The 14752-nt window shown below is 45.3% G+C and carries 11 protein-coding genes and 2 tRNA genes; 5 read left to right on the forward strand and 8 right to left on the reverse strand.

Annotated elements, in window-relative coordinates; genetic code table 11:
* Nucleotides 1-8: 8 nt before the first annotated feature.
* The 4 genes from QUA43_RS12005 to ribBA form a co-directional block, all read right to left on the reverse strand.
* Nucleotides 9-1448: a pentapeptide repeat-containing protein gene (locus QUA43_RS12005; protein WP_333374127.1), complete on the reverse strand. Its 1440-nt coding sequence runs from the start codon at nt 1446-1448 to the stop codon at nt 9-11.
* 43 nt (nt 1449-1491) lie between these two features.
* The gene (locus QUA43_RS12010; RefSeq protein WP_333374084.1) at nt 1492-2760 is read right to left on the reverse strand and encodes a transposase; all 1269 of its coding nucleotides are present in this window, start codon (nt 2758-2760) and stop codon (nt 1492-1494) included.
* A gap of 129 nt (nt 2761-2889) precedes the next feature.
* Entirely contained in the window at nt 2890-3345 is a 456-nt protein-coding gene (locus QUA43_RS12015) for an HAD domain-containing protein (RefSeq protein WP_333374086.1), read from the reverse strand.
* Nucleotides 3346-3750: 405 nt separating this feature from the next.
* Entirely contained in the window at nt 3751-5466 is a 1716-nt protein-coding gene (gene ribBA / locus QUA43_RS12020) for a bifunctional 3,4-dihydroxy-2-butanone-4-phosphate synthase/GTP cyclohydrolase II (protein ID WP_333374088.1), read from the reverse strand.
* Between the two features lie 173 nt (nt 5467-5639).
* On the opposite strand from ribBA, the gene QUA43_RS12025 reads away from it, so the two are divergent.
* Complete coding sequence (locus tag QUA43_RS12025; RefSeq protein WP_333374090.1) at nt 5640-6488, forward strand: site-specific DNA-methyltransferase; 849 nt, start codon at nt 5640-5642, stop codon at nt 6486-6488.
* Here the strand turns inward: QUA43_RS12025 and QUA43_RS12030 are convergent.
* Nucleotides 6485-7078 (reverse strand): FcoT family thioesterase, encoded by a 594-nt coding sequence (locus QUA43_RS12030; protein ID WP_333374091.1) that lies wholly within the window; start codon nt 7076-7078, stop codon nt 6485-6487. The genes QUA43_RS12025 and QUA43_RS12030 overlap by 4 nt on opposite strands.
* Nucleotides 7079-7442: 364 nt before the next feature.
* On the opposite strand from QUA43_RS12030, the gene QUA43_RS12035 reads away from it, so the two are divergent.
* On the forward strand, nt 7443-7652 hold the full coding sequence (locus QUA43_RS12035; RefSeq protein WP_333374093.1) for a DUF4339 domain-containing protein: 210 nt from the start codon (nt 7443-7445) through the stop codon (nt 7650-7652).
* Nucleotides 7653-7946: 294 nt separating this feature from the next.
* On the opposite strand, the gene QUA43_RS12040 is transcribed toward QUA43_RS12035, so the two are convergent.
* Both QUA43_RS12040 and QUA43_RS12045 read right to left on the reverse strand, forming a co-directional pair.
* A tRNA-Phe gene (locus QUA43_RS12040) sits at nt 7947-8049 on the reverse strand.
* Between the two features lie 207 nt (nt 8050-8256).
* On the reverse strand, nt 8257-8925 hold the full coding sequence (locus QUA43_RS12045) for a cadmium resistance transporter (RefSeq protein WP_333374094.1): 669 nt from the start codon (nt 8923-8925) through the stop codon (nt 8257-8259).
* A gap of 223 nt (nt 8926-9148) precedes the next feature.
* Here QUA43_RS12045 and QUA43_RS12050 point away from each other — a divergent pair, with 223 nt between their 5' ends.
* Complete coding sequence (locus QUA43_RS12050; protein ID WP_333374096.1) at nt 9149-10435, forward strand: aliphatic sulfonate ABC transporter substrate-binding protein; 1287 nt, start codon at nt 9149-9151, stop codon at nt 10433-10435.
* 194 nt (nt 10436-10629) lie between these two features.
* Here the strand turns inward: QUA43_RS12050 and QUA43_RS12055 are convergent.
* Nucleotides 10630-10702: transfer RNA gene (locus QUA43_RS12055), tRNA-Phe, on the reverse strand.
* 132 nt (nt 10703-10834) lie between these two features.
* Between QUA43_RS12055 and QUA43_RS12060 the strand changes: the two genes are divergently transcribed.
* Together QUA43_RS12060 and QUA43_RS12065 are read left to right on the forward strand one after the other, a co-directional pair.
* Nucleotides 10835-13564 (forward strand): phospholipid carrier-dependent glycosyltransferase, encoded by a 2730-nt coding sequence (locus QUA43_RS12060; RefSeq protein ID WP_333374097.1) that lies wholly within the window; start codon nt 10835-10837, stop codon nt 13562-13564.
* A gap of 66 nt (nt 13565-13630) precedes the next feature.
* Entirely contained in the window at nt 13631-14566 is a 936-nt protein-coding gene (locus tag QUA43_RS12065) for a cobalamin-binding protein (protein WP_333374099.1), read from the forward strand.
* Nucleotides 14567-14752 lie beyond the last annotated feature (186 nt).

A 14752-nucleotide genomic window follows, 5' to 3' on the forward strand; every position in this document is an offset into this window, starting at 1 on the left:
TCAACTAATTACCATTCCGATTCTAGCGGCAATTCAAAAAAACTCGGACTCAGATCTAGATCGGTCAAATCCGTTTCGCTCAAATAAGCGTCAGTCAAAAATACCCCTTTTAAACTTGCGCCTTTGAGGTTAGTACCTTTCAGGTTAGCACCTCTGAGATTAACTCGGAATAAATGAGCATCGCTCAAGTCGGCCTCAGTTAAATCTGCTCCCTCCAAATTTACTCTCATCAAATCTGCTTTTCGGAGATCAGCTTCGTTTAACTTAGCGCCGCTGAGGTCAGCTTTTGTCAAGTCTACACCTCTCAAGTCTGCCCCACTCAAGTTAGCGAACAGCAAAGTAGCTCCCGTGAAATCTGTCTCCCTCAAATCGGCATCCCTTAAATTAGCGCCGCTGAGGTCAGCCCTTGTTAAGTCTACACCCCGGAGGTCAGCAGAACTCAAGTTTACTTGGTGTAAAATTGCGCCGCTTAAATCGGCTCCTCTTAAATCAGTTCCCTCCAAGTTTGCACCTTTGAGGTAAGCTTTTTTTAAGCTAGCTCTGCTGAGGTCTACATTTTTGAGATTAACCGAACTTAAGTTAGAACCGCTCAAATTAGCTCCGCTTAAATCTGACCCGTTTAAGTCGGCTCCGGTTAAATTTACCCCTTGCAGCGATACATTGGGAGCAATTAAATAAGCTCCGCCCAGAGCGGGGTCAATGCCTTCTGAAAACAAAGTATTGTTGCTGTAAACAGCTTTTTCTAAAATCGTGGCGTTCAAACTGGCTTCCCTCAAGTCCGCTCCGCTGAGGTTGGCTCCTGCTAAGTTTGCCCGATCGAGTTTTGCGCCAAATAAAATAGCTTTGTATAAGTTTGTCCGCCGCAAATCGGCTCCTTTTAAATCGGCTTCGGTCAAATCTACCATAGCCAGATTTAAGCCAGGGAGCGAAGCATTGGGAGCTAGCAAAAATGCTCCCATTGCACCCGGATCAATATCTTCGGGAAAGATAGTCCGGTTGTTGTATACCGCCTTGTCTAAAATGGCGCCGCTCAACTGAGAACCGCGTAAATCCGCCCCGCTAAGGTTAGCTCTGGTTAAGTTGGCTTCGTGGAGATTTGCTCCTACTAAATTAGCCTTGATCAAACTTGCTTGTTTGAGGTTGGCGCCGGTGAATTCGGCTCCTACGAGATTAGCTTCTCGGAGGACAGCACCAGTCAAATCAGCTCTAGTGAGGTTAGCTAAATTAAGAAATGATTCAGCTAAATCCGCCCCGCTGAGATTAGCGCCGCTGAGGTCGGCTTCAATCAGGTCTGCATACCTGAGCATAGCGCCGCTGAGGTTGGTTTCTCGGAGATCCGTGCCTCGGAGGTTGGCTCCCCGGAGTTCCGCACCGCCAAGGTTGGTGCCTTTAAGCGCTTGTCCCCTGAGATCGAGTCGGTGCAGAAAGTCACCAACGTTCATTTCCATGTCAAATTTACCCTCTCTATTCCGATAGCTGGCAAAAGTATAGTCATTTATAGACATGGGAGGCTTTAAGCCCCTCCCCCTTCACTTTTACTTTGAGCGGATTAACCCGCCTCGGCTGAACTACGCAGCTCCCTATCCCATTGCTGAACGCATTTGGGATTGCTTTTCTGAGGATGTTGTACGAAGCGTTGATATCAGAATTAATTAACTGACCAGTCGATGTTTTGTACAAACCTCGCTTAATACGCTTACCAGTAAACATCGGCTCTTTTTCTGTTTTCCCGTAGACAGGGATTGGGTCTAGACCCACGAAGTTTGCCCGCGATGTGTAGGATTCTTCCTGCACAATTACATTGATTCCCGCCAACCGAGCTTTGTACTCCAACATTTCAATTAATCGAGCGTGAGGAATACTAACAAAGTTTTGGTTGGTTTGCTTCCCTAGATTAATTTCAGTTTTCCACTGTGCATTCTTGCCAATTACTAGCGTCCCCATTTGTTTTGTATTTAAAATCGAAACAATCAGGCGACTAGCATGATGCAAGTAATTATCAACTTTTTGATTGCGACAACGAGTTAAGCGCTGAATCCGGGGTGACGTTTTGCGGTTCCCTTTTAACTGGGATTGTAATCGTGAAGAGCGTTTGTTGTAGAACTGGTTAATCGATTTCAATGGTCGCCCGTTGAGCAACAAAGGGATAAATCCCGGTTGATTTGAAGTTAACGCCACTAAATTATCTAGTCCTAAATCAATACTAGCTACAGAATTTGCGTTGCCAAGGGTGGACTCCGGTTTATCATAAATTACCTCAATTACATAGGAATCACATTTCGGAACCAGCCTAACTTGGCAAATCTTATCGGGAGCGACTTTGGTTTTGATTAAAAGTTCAGTACCCGAAAGTTTAATGATTCCTTTCTTCAACTGTTTACTACTAATCGCTTGCATCGTGTAGACGAGAAGGTTTCGCCCTTTGGTTTTGTCTTTGTACTTTGGCAATTTTGGGCGACCCGTGAATCTTGAAGAGTCAGCTTTGTAAGCTTTAACTGCTTCAAAAAACGATTTCCAATTCTTGTCTAGCACCATCAAGATTTGCTGACTTACTTTAGCAGGCAAAGCCTTGTAGGCTTCATGAGACTTCATCAATCGGTTCATTTCGTTATAACTGACATAACCCCATCCATAAATAAAGCTCTGACGAATGACGTAATTGGCGGCATTGTAGAGATTTTTGGACTTGAAAGCTAGTTCGTCTATTTGGGCGAAACGGTGTGACGTTGATTTAATGATGTGCCTCTCTGTTAGTTGCATTTGAGACTTCCGTTCTTTGGGCTATGCGTATTCCTTGTTCAACACTCACAACAATATAATACCATTATTGTTTATAATTGCTTATAAACTCAATGAAGTTTTACAATACTTTTTGTCTAACCTTTGAAATCAAGTTAGATATTCTGAAAGTATCTTTGCTGAGTTCTGGTCAAAACCATTGTAATCATCAATAGCCACAACTGGTGCATCTGGCGGATAGTGTTCTGGAATATCGTCAATTGCTACCCAAGGTGAGTTTTCTGCTTGATTTTGTGGAAGATACTCAAGAACTTCCTGGTGTCGTAAATATTTGTGTTGGTGAATATTTTTGGGGTTGAGAAAAGGGGTGAATCCGATAATACGGATAGCGATATCTGGTGAAAATAATGGCGGGATTACCTCGAAGGGGAATATTTCACGCCAGGAAGATGAAATTACCACTCGCACATTAGGATAGCAACGAAGGACATTTTCAAAGTGATTAAGGCAAGGTGAATTAAAATTCATTATATCTGTTGGCAATCTCGATGTCTCATGTCTTTTGTCAGGAATAAGTACACCATCAATGTCTAAAAAAATTAACATTAACTAAAAGTTCTCTTGAAAGATTTGATTATTAATACTGCTTAATAAGATAAATGTGCATCGACGATGCTCTCTCAAGTGTTCGCTACATCGACTTGTTATATCATGTCCGATCGATTGACCATAATATCCCGACCGGGCGGGTTTTTGAGATGATCAATTATTGGCCCATATTGTTGGTGAACCCGCCCCTACCTGATTTCGGGCGAAGCGAAGCGGAGGGAATCGACCGGACATAATATTAGACTGCAATCAACATTGTTATTCACTGTTTTTATTGGTGGCTGCTTTCTGACGAAAGGAAGACGCTGGTATCAACAAGTATTGTTCTGAAATTCACAGTTTTTCTTGGCTTCTGCCTTCCCCCCTGCTGGGGTAGGGGGGGTTGGCTTCTACCTTCTGCCTTCAGGGAAGAGGAGCAAAACTGTAGATTTTTTGAGGTTCGAGCCGATCGCAAATTCCGGTTAATTCCGACAACAGGAATGTCTCGCGATCGAGCTGGACTTGCAGGGTTTTGAGCGGATCTCCACCGGATGAAACCATGAATTCTAATGTTTGCAAATTCGGCTCAGTGCTGATTTGGCCGAGAATTTGACCGATCGCCTTCACGTAAGGATGGTTTAGATCCGAGTACCAGTCGGGGGCTGCGAGTCCGGCTTGATCGAAGCCGAGGTGAACGATGAGGGAGCCTTCTCCGAACAGGGCTATTCCCACCGGCCGCGCTTCTTCTTGCAGTAGCAAGTGCTGGCTAGCCGCCAAATGCCGCAGTTTTTCGAGGTGTTCGTACCGATTTTGAATGGCAGAATCTTCCTCTTTTCCTTCTGCTTTCTGGCTTCTACCTTCTTCCTTAGTTTCGTTCCACTGAATCGCCACTGTTACTAAATAAGTTTGCAGTAGCATATGACCGAGTTTTTCTGCTTTTGTTGCCAGATAGATCGAGTTGTAATCTGTGGCTTCAATTAGTAAGGGGACGCGATCGGCTACTTCAATGCCGTAACCTTTCAACCCTGCAATTTTGCGCGGGTTGTTGGTAATCAACCGAATTTTTTGAACTCCCAAATCGTTGAGCATTTGTGCTCCGACGCCGTAGTTCCGCAAGTCGGCGGGAAATCCCAACCGTTCGTTGGCTTCTACGGTATCTAATCCCAAATCTTGCAGCGAGTAAGCTTTTAGTTTATTTACCAATCCAATGCCCCGACCTTCTTGGCGCAAGTAAACGATGACGCCAGAACCGACATTTTCAATCATTTTCAGTGCCGCTTGCAGTTGCATTCGGCAATCGCAGCGCAGGGAACCCAAAGCATCGCCGGTCAGGCATTCGGAATGCACCCGCACCATCACGGGTTTGTCTTTAAATTCTGCCGGGTCGCCCTTGACAATAGCAACGTGCTCTGAGTTGTCTTGGGTGTCGCGGTAGGCGTAAATCATAAACTCGCCGAATTGAGTTGGCAATTTGGCGACGGTTTCGCGGCGGACGAATCGATCGTGCTTGAGTCGGTAGCTAATTAAATCGGCAATACTGATTATTTTGAGGTTGTGGAGTTTGGCGTACTCGATTAATTCCGGCAACCTCGCCATCGAACCGTCGGGGTTTTGAATTTCGCAGATGACGCCGCTGGGATACAGGCCCGCGAGTCTGGCGAGGTCAACCGAGGCCTCGGTGTGACCGGCGCGTTTGAGGACGCCACCGTCGATCGCCCGCAGGGGGAAAATGTGACCGGGACGGCGCAAGTCTTGAGGTTTGGTGTCCGGGTGGATGGCTACTTGGATGGTGCGCGCCCGGTCTTCGGCGGAGATACCGGTACTGACGCCGTTGACTGCATCGATGCTGACGGTGAAGGCGGTTTGGTTGTTGTCGGTGTTTTTGCTGACCATGAGGGGCAGTTCCAGGCGATCGAGCCTTTCGCCACTCAAGGCCAGACAAATCAAACCCCTGGCGTTCACGGCCATAAAATTGATGTTGTCGGGGGTGGCGAATTGGGCGGCACAAATCACGTCGCCTTCGTTTTCGCGATTTTCGTCATCGACTACTACCAGGGGGCGACCTGCTTTGAGGTCTACGAGGGCGCTGTCAATTGAGTCAAATTGAAAGGATTGAGTTGAGGTGTTGTTATTTGTCACTGAGCAGTTCAATCTATAAACAGTAATGTTATGGAAATAGAATCTATTTGTGATTGTAACCTTTTGTATCCGGCAGGGCGATTCCCCAGTCCCGATGAGTTTGACAATATTTCTCAACTCATTTACTATAATTATTGCATTTTGTCAATAAAAAAATATCTCCCAAATATTTCATGAGCTTGACTGATATCGCGAATATTTTAGGTAAACCGTACTTCCAAGCTCCTAATTGCCTAATTTATAACCTGGATTGTTTGGAAGCATTGAAGCTGCTACCGGATCAATTTGTAGATTTAACCGTTACCAGCCCGCCTTATAATATCGGCAAAGAGTACGAAAAATCCTTGGTGTTAGACGAGTATTTAAACTGGTGCGAGCAGTGGATAGCCGAGGTTTACCGGGTAACGATGGATCGAGGAGCGTTTTGGCTGAATTTAGGTTATTTGTCAATTCGCGATCGGGCAAAAGCAATTCCGATTTCCTACCTGCTTTGGGACAAAGTGCCTTTTTATCTGATTCAAGAAGTTGTCTGGAACTACGGCGCGGGAGTTGCGGGCAGTAAGTTCTTTTCACCCCGCAATGAAAAGTTTCTCTGGTATGTGAAAAATCAAGACAAGTATACTTTTAATTTGGATGAAGTGCGCGACCCAAATGTGAAATATCCGAATCAGAAAAAGAACGGCAAGATTAAAGTAAATTTAAAAGGCAAAAATCCGACGGATGTTTGGCAATTTCCAAAAGTTACGTCGGGGAAAAACCGAGCTTCAAAAGAACGCACGCCTCACCCCGCTCAATTTCCTGTTGCTGTTGTCGATCGCATCATCAAGTCTGCATCGAATTTAAAGGAAATTGTTTTAGATCCTTTTATGGGTTCCGGGACTACAGTAATTGTGGCTCTGAGTTTGCAGCGACAAGTTATTGGATTTGAAATTAGGGCTGATTACTGTAAGATTGTTGCTAGTAGAATAGATAATTTTTTGATGGACAAGGAACTCAGAGAAGCACAATTATCTTTATTCTAGAGTTGGTAATTTTTGTTGATGCTTCGAGTTTGACTCGATTTGGCATTAAGTATGGCGATGGTAACATCACCTTCAGACCATCCCCCATTGTGATCGTAAAAGGCGCACGAGGTCTTCAACATAATCAACCCACTACGAGCGGAGAACTTGTTAATTGATAGAGTCCCTTGAAAATTCTTTGAGTTAACTGGTTTTCTAAAGTTGCTGGAAAATTTAACAATCAGAAAGTCACTAAGCTGACGGCGTTTATAGATTTCTAAATCCCAATCTTTCATTACCTCCAACAACTTATTGGCAACCAAATAAGCAATTAAGATATAGAATAGCTGATTGTAGCAAATATTGAACTCTACCGAATTAAAATGTCCAGTATCAGCAATATAGCAAGATTCTGGAATAGAAAAATCAGCTTTTATGAACCATAAGCCTTGGTTTTTACTTCTCGACCTGTCAGGTAAATCGCTAGGTTCTGGATACTGAAATTGAGCTTTTTTTAGATACTTGCAATTCTCTTTGTATGGCTCAAGGAACGCATCCAATAAATCCTGACTTACGTCATCTATCTTGGTAAATTTCTGATTGATATCCATAGCTGTCCCTCTCAGTGAATTAGCCTTAATGTTTGCCTTAGTGATCGCATCGCAACTACAAACTAAGTTTCTGTTTGTTTAGATTCTCAGAGTAAATATAAAATGGTAAGCCATCGTAAATATCAATGCGGTAGCTTACACTTTGCTCACCTTCTGGTACTGCAGAGGCTTTATGATTCAAAGTTCTGTTCTCTACCTTTACCAGCACGATCCGTGGGCGCGGGATCGACGGGCTGCAAAGTCAGCCGCCTAAGCTAAAGCTCAGGAGGCTAAGAAAAAGCGATCGCCCAATTCTAACTCACCGCCTCCGAATCCGGTAGAACAAGAGCTCAACCAGCTCAAAGCGACAACTGGAATGAATCGGATGAAGTCAGTAAGACGATCGACCCAGCCAACTCCTGAAGTTGCTCAATGGTATGTGTTTCGCAGCGGTGAAGCCAAAGGGCCCTATACCAAATTGCAATTATGGGAGATTGAGGAAATCACAGCCCGAACCAAAGTGCGGCGCCCGGAAGCCGAGTGGCAGCGCGCCGGTGAAATTCCAGAACTAGCGGCGTACCTCACTCAAAAATAATACCATTTCTCTAAAATCGTGCAACACTCTTCGACCCCCCCTAGCCCCCCCTTGCTAAGGGGGGGGACAAGAATACTGTTGCATTCTTTTTTAAAATTGGTATAAGACAGTTAAATAATTCACTCTCAAAACTATTCTCGGCGGGGTTAAACGCTTCTCCACAGCTTCAAATATTGAGGCTGGACAGATTCATCAATCTCGTCAGCTAAACTTTCCGGCAAATCGAGTTCGATAATTGACAGCATTGCCCGCACTTCCCCTAAAAAAAGCCCTCAACTTTGTGAGGGCTTTGCGATGCCAGGAACGAGACTTGAACTCGTGACACGTGGATTTTCAGTCCACTGCTCCCGATCGATTGCTTGAATAGTAACTGCGAAGTCACAACAGCAATCCGGCAAAAAATTGAAGGCACGTCGCTACTCCCTCAAAAGGAACTGCAAGATCCGGAGTGGCAAGGAGATTAAATTGATAGACCAGTAATTTGGGATTTACGGCCTAGCTTTTTTGGTATTATTCTGTTCTGTTAAAGTCTTATTTTTTCCTTTCTTGTAGGGAATGGTACTGTTGCCATAGATTTTTTGGATGCCTCCATCGCCTTTGTCTGTCAAGAGTTCGGTAGAAAGAGACGATAGGATTCGCTGTCCATGAGAATTCTGAAACCCAGCCACATCAGCACGAAAGGGAAAAACTTGCTCGCATAACGGCTGAGTACCACAGCAATACCAGGTAGATGCGTCAGAGTATAGGACATAAACAGCCAGCAGCAAACAATGAAATAGCAAACGGGTATAATTACGGACAGATTTTGGATTGAGCTAGTCGCAAACAAAGGGATATAGATCCCAAGATTGTTGCCGCCGTTAGCAATCGTGACCGAGGAGACGCGATAAGTCTGCGGATCGCGGATTACGTCCCAGAGCGATCGCTTTCTTGAATCAAAGCCTCGAAATTTAGAGTTTCTTTTCAGATTATCTGACTTATCTTCGGCTGAATCATCCTTGTTAAGGTTGAGTAAATTATTCAAGCCAATGAGTATCGGCAAAATCCCCAGTAGCCCCGTCCAAGTTGAGGGAATTGCTAGCCCCACCAAGAAACCAACCAAACTTACCATCACCAATACCGTGAACCCTAGAAGCTCACCTACCACAATATGTTGAGGACGAAAAGTACGATTAACCTCACTGAAGAAAGCTGTCAGATAAATGTTGTCGTCAAACGTTGTTGCGACAGCAACAGCCAGTCCGATCTTAATTGTTGCAATTAACCAATCCATTACCATCTCTCACTCAACACCTATCCGATCGCCGAAACTAAGGATTTCTCAACCGTTGTGAAGAATCACCATAATCTCGGTATGATAATGTGAGTATCGCATATTGGGTGTAACAAGCGAGCAAATTTGGTAATTTATCCGTATCAATCGGTGCTTTGACTTGATCCCCCATTTTCAATTCATCCAAGAATGTCCATCACCTGTGTTTATCAAAGGAGTCATTATGATTAGCCGTTTGATTGACCTTCTGCCTAGAGGCACAGGTCAAAATATCTTACGGTCGCTCAGTTCGGCCACTCGTAGATCGGCCGCCTATCGGTTTGTAGGTCTGTTTTGTATCGGCATTGTCTCGGTTTTGGTCTTGAGTCTCGCTTTTGACAGTCATGCTGTTGCCGCTTCTGCCTCTGGCAATGTACTCTCCCCTCTAGTAAGTCAGGTAAATCAGGTCAAATTGCCTAAAGAATCAACAATCCGGTTACTGGAAACGGTGGGACTGTTTGTAGGGGGCATACTTTTCTGTGTAGTTTTGGATCGCTGGTTTTCTAACCGTTCTGCTCAATCGGGCAACACACCCTTAGCTGAGCAAGCGCGGCGGCTCAAGCAACTCAAAATCGGTTATCCAGAGGGTATGACGAATCTGGAAGTCCTGCGTGCTCAAGGTTTGCTCGAAAGCCGTTTGCGACCATTTGGGCTGATTGTTACTTGGACAAGCTTCTTATCAGCTTCTGCTCTGATAGAAGCATTAAGCAATGGGACGATCGATTTCTGCGGCGGCGGTGGTACGGCCAGCATCTTCTCGCAAGCAGCGGATCATGTGTTTGTGCGGGTGGCTAAAGAAAAATATACCGCTCCCAAAGGTCAAGCGATTCTAGTACCAGAAGATTCGCCAATTCAGACGGTTGCCGACCTGAAGGGTAAAAAGATAGCTTTTGACAAAGGCTCAAGCGCTCATTATGTGCTGGTGCGGGCATTGGCAAAAGTGGGATTAGAGTTTAGTGACATTGAGCCAATTTATCTGACCCAGCCACAGGCGCTGCCCCTATTCCGCGTGGGTGAGGTGGATGCTTGGGTGATTTGGGTTCCCTACACAGCAACAATCGCCCGAAGCGCTTACCCAGGGCGATCGATTGCAGACTTAGAGAGCATCTTTGGTGACAAAGCCTCTTTAGAAGTTCCGACCTATTACTACGCGATTCCAGAGTTGGTACGCGACTATCCCGACTTGCTCAAGGTGATTTTAGAAGAGGTAAACGAAGCTGGAGCTTGGGCTAAGAAACAGGAATTAGAAGCTGCTGTGCGATTGGCAGAACACCATGAAATAGATCCATCCATTGTAGAAATTTTACAGCGACGTAGTGCCGAGCGCGCTATTATCCCGATCGACGACCAATCGCTCACTGCCCTACAGCACCAGGCAAATATATTTAGAGATTTAGATCTGATTCCTGAGCGGGTGAATGTGAAAGATGGAACCTATAGCTTGCAGACTAAGCAAAACTGGACTTATTAATCTGACAATTATACTCGATTGTAATTTTTGTCTGATATGACCTATGTTTTTTTAGCACAAGTCGGTTAAATATCAGCTCTGTCTGGGTTTCCGGCGGGGTTGTCACCCCCCCATCGGCAAACCTACATCTTGATTAGCTGCATTGCCCGCATTTTTCCTAAAAAAAAGCCCTCAACTTTGTGAGGGCTTTGCGATGCCAGGAACGAGACTTGAACTCGTGACACGTGGATTTTCAGTCCACTGCTCTACCAACTGAGCTATCCCGGCTTGTTTTTTCGCGCTTTACTATCTTAGCAGACACATACAGAATTTAGCAAGCACTTTTCTCAATTAATTTTCGATCGCCCGGAACCGCCCGCCTGTAAGCTAAAAGCTGCAACCTAAAATCCAACAATCGCAATGGCACAGCAACATCGGGACAGCGAGGGCAAGAGTCTGCTTGTCTTAGGCATAATTTGGCTGCTGGGGGCAATTAGCGATCGCCTCTGGTTTGCCCTCGATCGATCTGTCCCGGCGTGGGATCAAGCAGACTACCTGACTAGCACCCTGAAATACTTGCAGGCGTTGCAGCATCCTCAGTGGCTTTCCGGGGAGTGGTGGACAAACTTCTGGCTGCTTTCGACGAAAATTCCGCCCTTGGCATACATCTTAACCGTTCCGTTTCTTCAGGTTTTTGGTACTGGGGGCGATCGGGCAACCCTCGTTCATCTATTATTTAGTGCAATTCTCCTCGCTTCAGTCTACAGTCTGGGCGTCCAATTATTTAACCGGCAAGTTGGTTTGTGGGCCGCTGCAATTTGCGTTTTGTTACCGGGACTTTATGGGCTGCGCTTGCAATTTTTACTCGACTATCCCCTCACTGCGGCGATTACTTTGGCTTTCTATTGTCTGACAATGTGGAAGGCTTCTGAAGGAAAAAGGAAGAAGGAAGAAGGAAGAAGGAAGAAGGAAGAAGGAAGAGAAATCAAGGAAGAAGGAAGAGAAATCAAGGAAGATTTTCCCCATTCTCCGGATCTCCCCCTCTCCCCCTCCCCCAATCTCCCCCTCTCCCCGTCCCACACTCCCCCACTCTCCGCGTCGTCTTTCTTTTGGGCGATCGCCTTTGGAATTTCTCTCGGATTATCAATATTAGTTAAACACACTACTGTATTATTTCTGTTTACCCCGATTGTATGGCTGGCTGTGGGTGCTGTGCGGCAAAAAGCTTGGGGAAGATTATCTCAATTAGCAGGTAGTTTGTTGCTGTCGGTGGCGGTGTTTGGGCCGTGGGCAAAAACCAATTGGCTGTTAATTTTGACCGGGGGAAAACGGGCAACGGTGGATTCTGCGATCGCCGAAGGAGATCCGGCCCTCAATACGATCGACGCTTGGATTTACTACGGTCAACACTTACCCGAACACGTTTCTTGGCCTCTGTTACTTATTCCCTTAGTAGGATTGATACTTTATTGGCGTCGTCGGCAAGATATTTCGTCAATCTTTTATCTCAACTCCTGTCGCTGGCTGGCTGTTTTCTGGGTAGGAGCTTATTTAATTAATTCTCTAAATATCAACAAAGATGACCGATATGGTATACCTTATTTACCAGTTTTATCTATTTTCTTAGCCTATTGTTTAACGCTGTGGCCTTCTCGGTGGGGACGACAAATTCGCTGGGGTACAATTAGCTTGGCAATTCTGGCGATGCTGTTCCATATGTGGCCGCTGGGAGGTGCTTTTGGACATAGCTTAGTTCAAATTATCAGTCCCGGCAATTCTAACTATCCTTACTTGGGGAAAGAGTGGCCGCACCGAGAGGTAATTGCCGAAATTATTGATCGGGAACCTTATTTGCAATCTACTTTAGGCGTGTTGCCTTCGACGCCGGAAATTAACCAGCATAATTTGAATTATTACGGTGCTTTGGCTAATTTTCAGGTTTACGGGCGGCAGGTGGGAACGAATTTAAAAGAAGTGCCGCAAGATGTGCGATCGCTCTCTTGGTTTGTAACTAAAACTGGCCCGCAAGGTTCGATTCGCGAACGGATTAAACAAGCTCAAAATGCAGCGGTGACGGCGATTGAAAAAGGTGATAAATTTGAGTTAGATAAAACTTGGGTTTTGCCCGATTATACTAATTTAAATCTTTATCGGAAGCGAGTGCAGCCTGTCGAAATACAGCCGTTGAATGAAGCGCGATCGCAAGTACAATTAGATCGAGTTACTGTCGGGGGAAAAGCAGTTCCCGGAGTCGCGCTACCGGTTACTTATACTTGGTCTGGGCCTTGGCAGCAGTTGCAGTCTGGTTTAGTGTTGGTAACGTGGGAAAATCAGCAGTCTGGCAATATTCCACCGGGAAAGACTTTCAGGATTTTACACGATCGCGCGATCGCCCAGGGGACTTTGCATCCGGGGATGCTGGAAGCGGATAAATTTGCTGTGGGGTTTCGAGTTGTCGATCGCACGGCGATGCTTCCTCCTGCTAATATTGCACCGGGAACTTACAATCTGCAGGCTACTTATCTAAATCGTAAAACTGGTGAAACTTATCCGATTAATGTGCCGGCAATTAGTGTTAAGATCGAGGCAGAGCCTCTGGATATGCGTTTCCAGGCAGAGCCTGGGAACGAGGATAAAGCACCTAAAAACGAGGATAATACAGATCAGCCTGAGTTAGATTTAGTGACTCAATTGCGGGCGATGGCGGTTAATTTACCCAAAGGATTGCCCGGTTTAGAACCCGTGTTCGAGCAGATTGGGCGCATCAATCAGTACGATCCAATTCAAGATTATACCGTGCAAGCGGAACAATCGTTAGAATATCGGTTGAAACAGGAACCAAATAATCTAGAATTAGCTTATGCTTTGGCATTTTCTAGGGTATTGCAGCAGAATGTCGAAAGTGCGATCGCAGCCTTAGAAAAAGTCACCCAACTCGACTCAAAAAACCCTTACGCTTACGCCTATCTAGCTTTCGTACACCTGTACGGTTGGCATCCCAAAGCCGCTCAAACAGCCTTAAAACCTGCTCTCGCTCTCAACTCCAACCTACCGGAAATTAGAGTTTTAAACGGTGTAGCGGCTCTAATGCAAGGTAATCTCATTCAAGCATGGCAAGATTTGCAATTCTTAAAACAACTCAAAATTTAACAATCCCTTTTATTGTGGCACGGGCGTCCCGCCTGTGATTGCGAAGCGGTAAAAAACAGACCAACAATGAACCAACCAAGAATAATCTCTCTAATTCCCAGTGCCACCGAAATAGTAGCACTTTTAGGATTAACCGATGCAATTGTGGGCCGTTCCCACGAATGCGACTATCCCCCAGAAATCCAAAATTTACCTGTTTGCACTCAGCCTAAATTCAATCCCGAAGGAACTAGCAGCGAAATTCATAACCGCGTGACCGAATTGTTGCAAAATGCGCTGAGTGTGTATAAAGTAGAAATAGATACTTTGGAAAAATTGCAGCCGACTCACATTATTACTCAAGCTCAATGTGAAGTCTGCGCTTGTTCTCTAGCAGATGTTGAACAAGCGGTAAGCACGCTGGTAAATAGCAAGCCGGAAATTATTTCTTTGCAGCCGAATCTGCTAGCAGAAATTTGGACGGATATTCAGCGAGTTGCTGCTGCTTTGGGCGTAAATGGCAAAAGTGCGATCGACCTTTTGCAATCCCGCATCAATGCTATTACCTCGAAAACACAAGCCTCATCTATTCTTAGCACAAAAGAGAGATTTCCCAAAGTAGCCTGCATCGAATGGATTGAGCCTTTGATGGCTGCCGGTAACTGGATTCCCGAATTAGTGGCAATGGCGGGAGGCAATTCGCTGTTTGGAATTGTCGGCGAACATTCCCCTTGGTTAAAATGGGAATCGCTAGTAGAAGCTAATCCCGATGTAATTATTTTCATGCCTTGCGGCTTTGATTTAAACCGCACTCGCAGCGAAGCAATGCAGATAACTAAATACGCAGAATGGGCTAATTTGCCAGCAGTAAAAACTGGGAAAGTTTACATAACTGACGGCAATTCTTACTTTAATCGGCCGGGGCCGAGATTGGTTGATTCGTTAGAAATTTTAGGAGAAATTATCCATCCCGAAATCTTCGATTTTGGCTACCGGGGTAAGGGTTGGCAGCCATTTTTGTAAGTACCTGCAGCTAGCTAAAGCTTTATCTATAGCAATCCTAAATCGGTGAATTTCTTACTCCCTCCCCTTACCAAGGGGAGGGTTGGGGTGGGGTAAAAAATTTACGACTCCTGCAAGAATTGCTATAGCAATCCTGGCATCATTTGTGAATTTCTTACTCCCTCCCCTTGATAAGGGGAGGGTTGG

This window comes from Microcoleus sp. N9_B4 (genome assembly GCF_036701635.1).
Lineage (GTDB): Bacteria > Cyanobacteriota > Cyanobacteriia > Cyanobacteriales > Microcoleaceae > Microcoleus.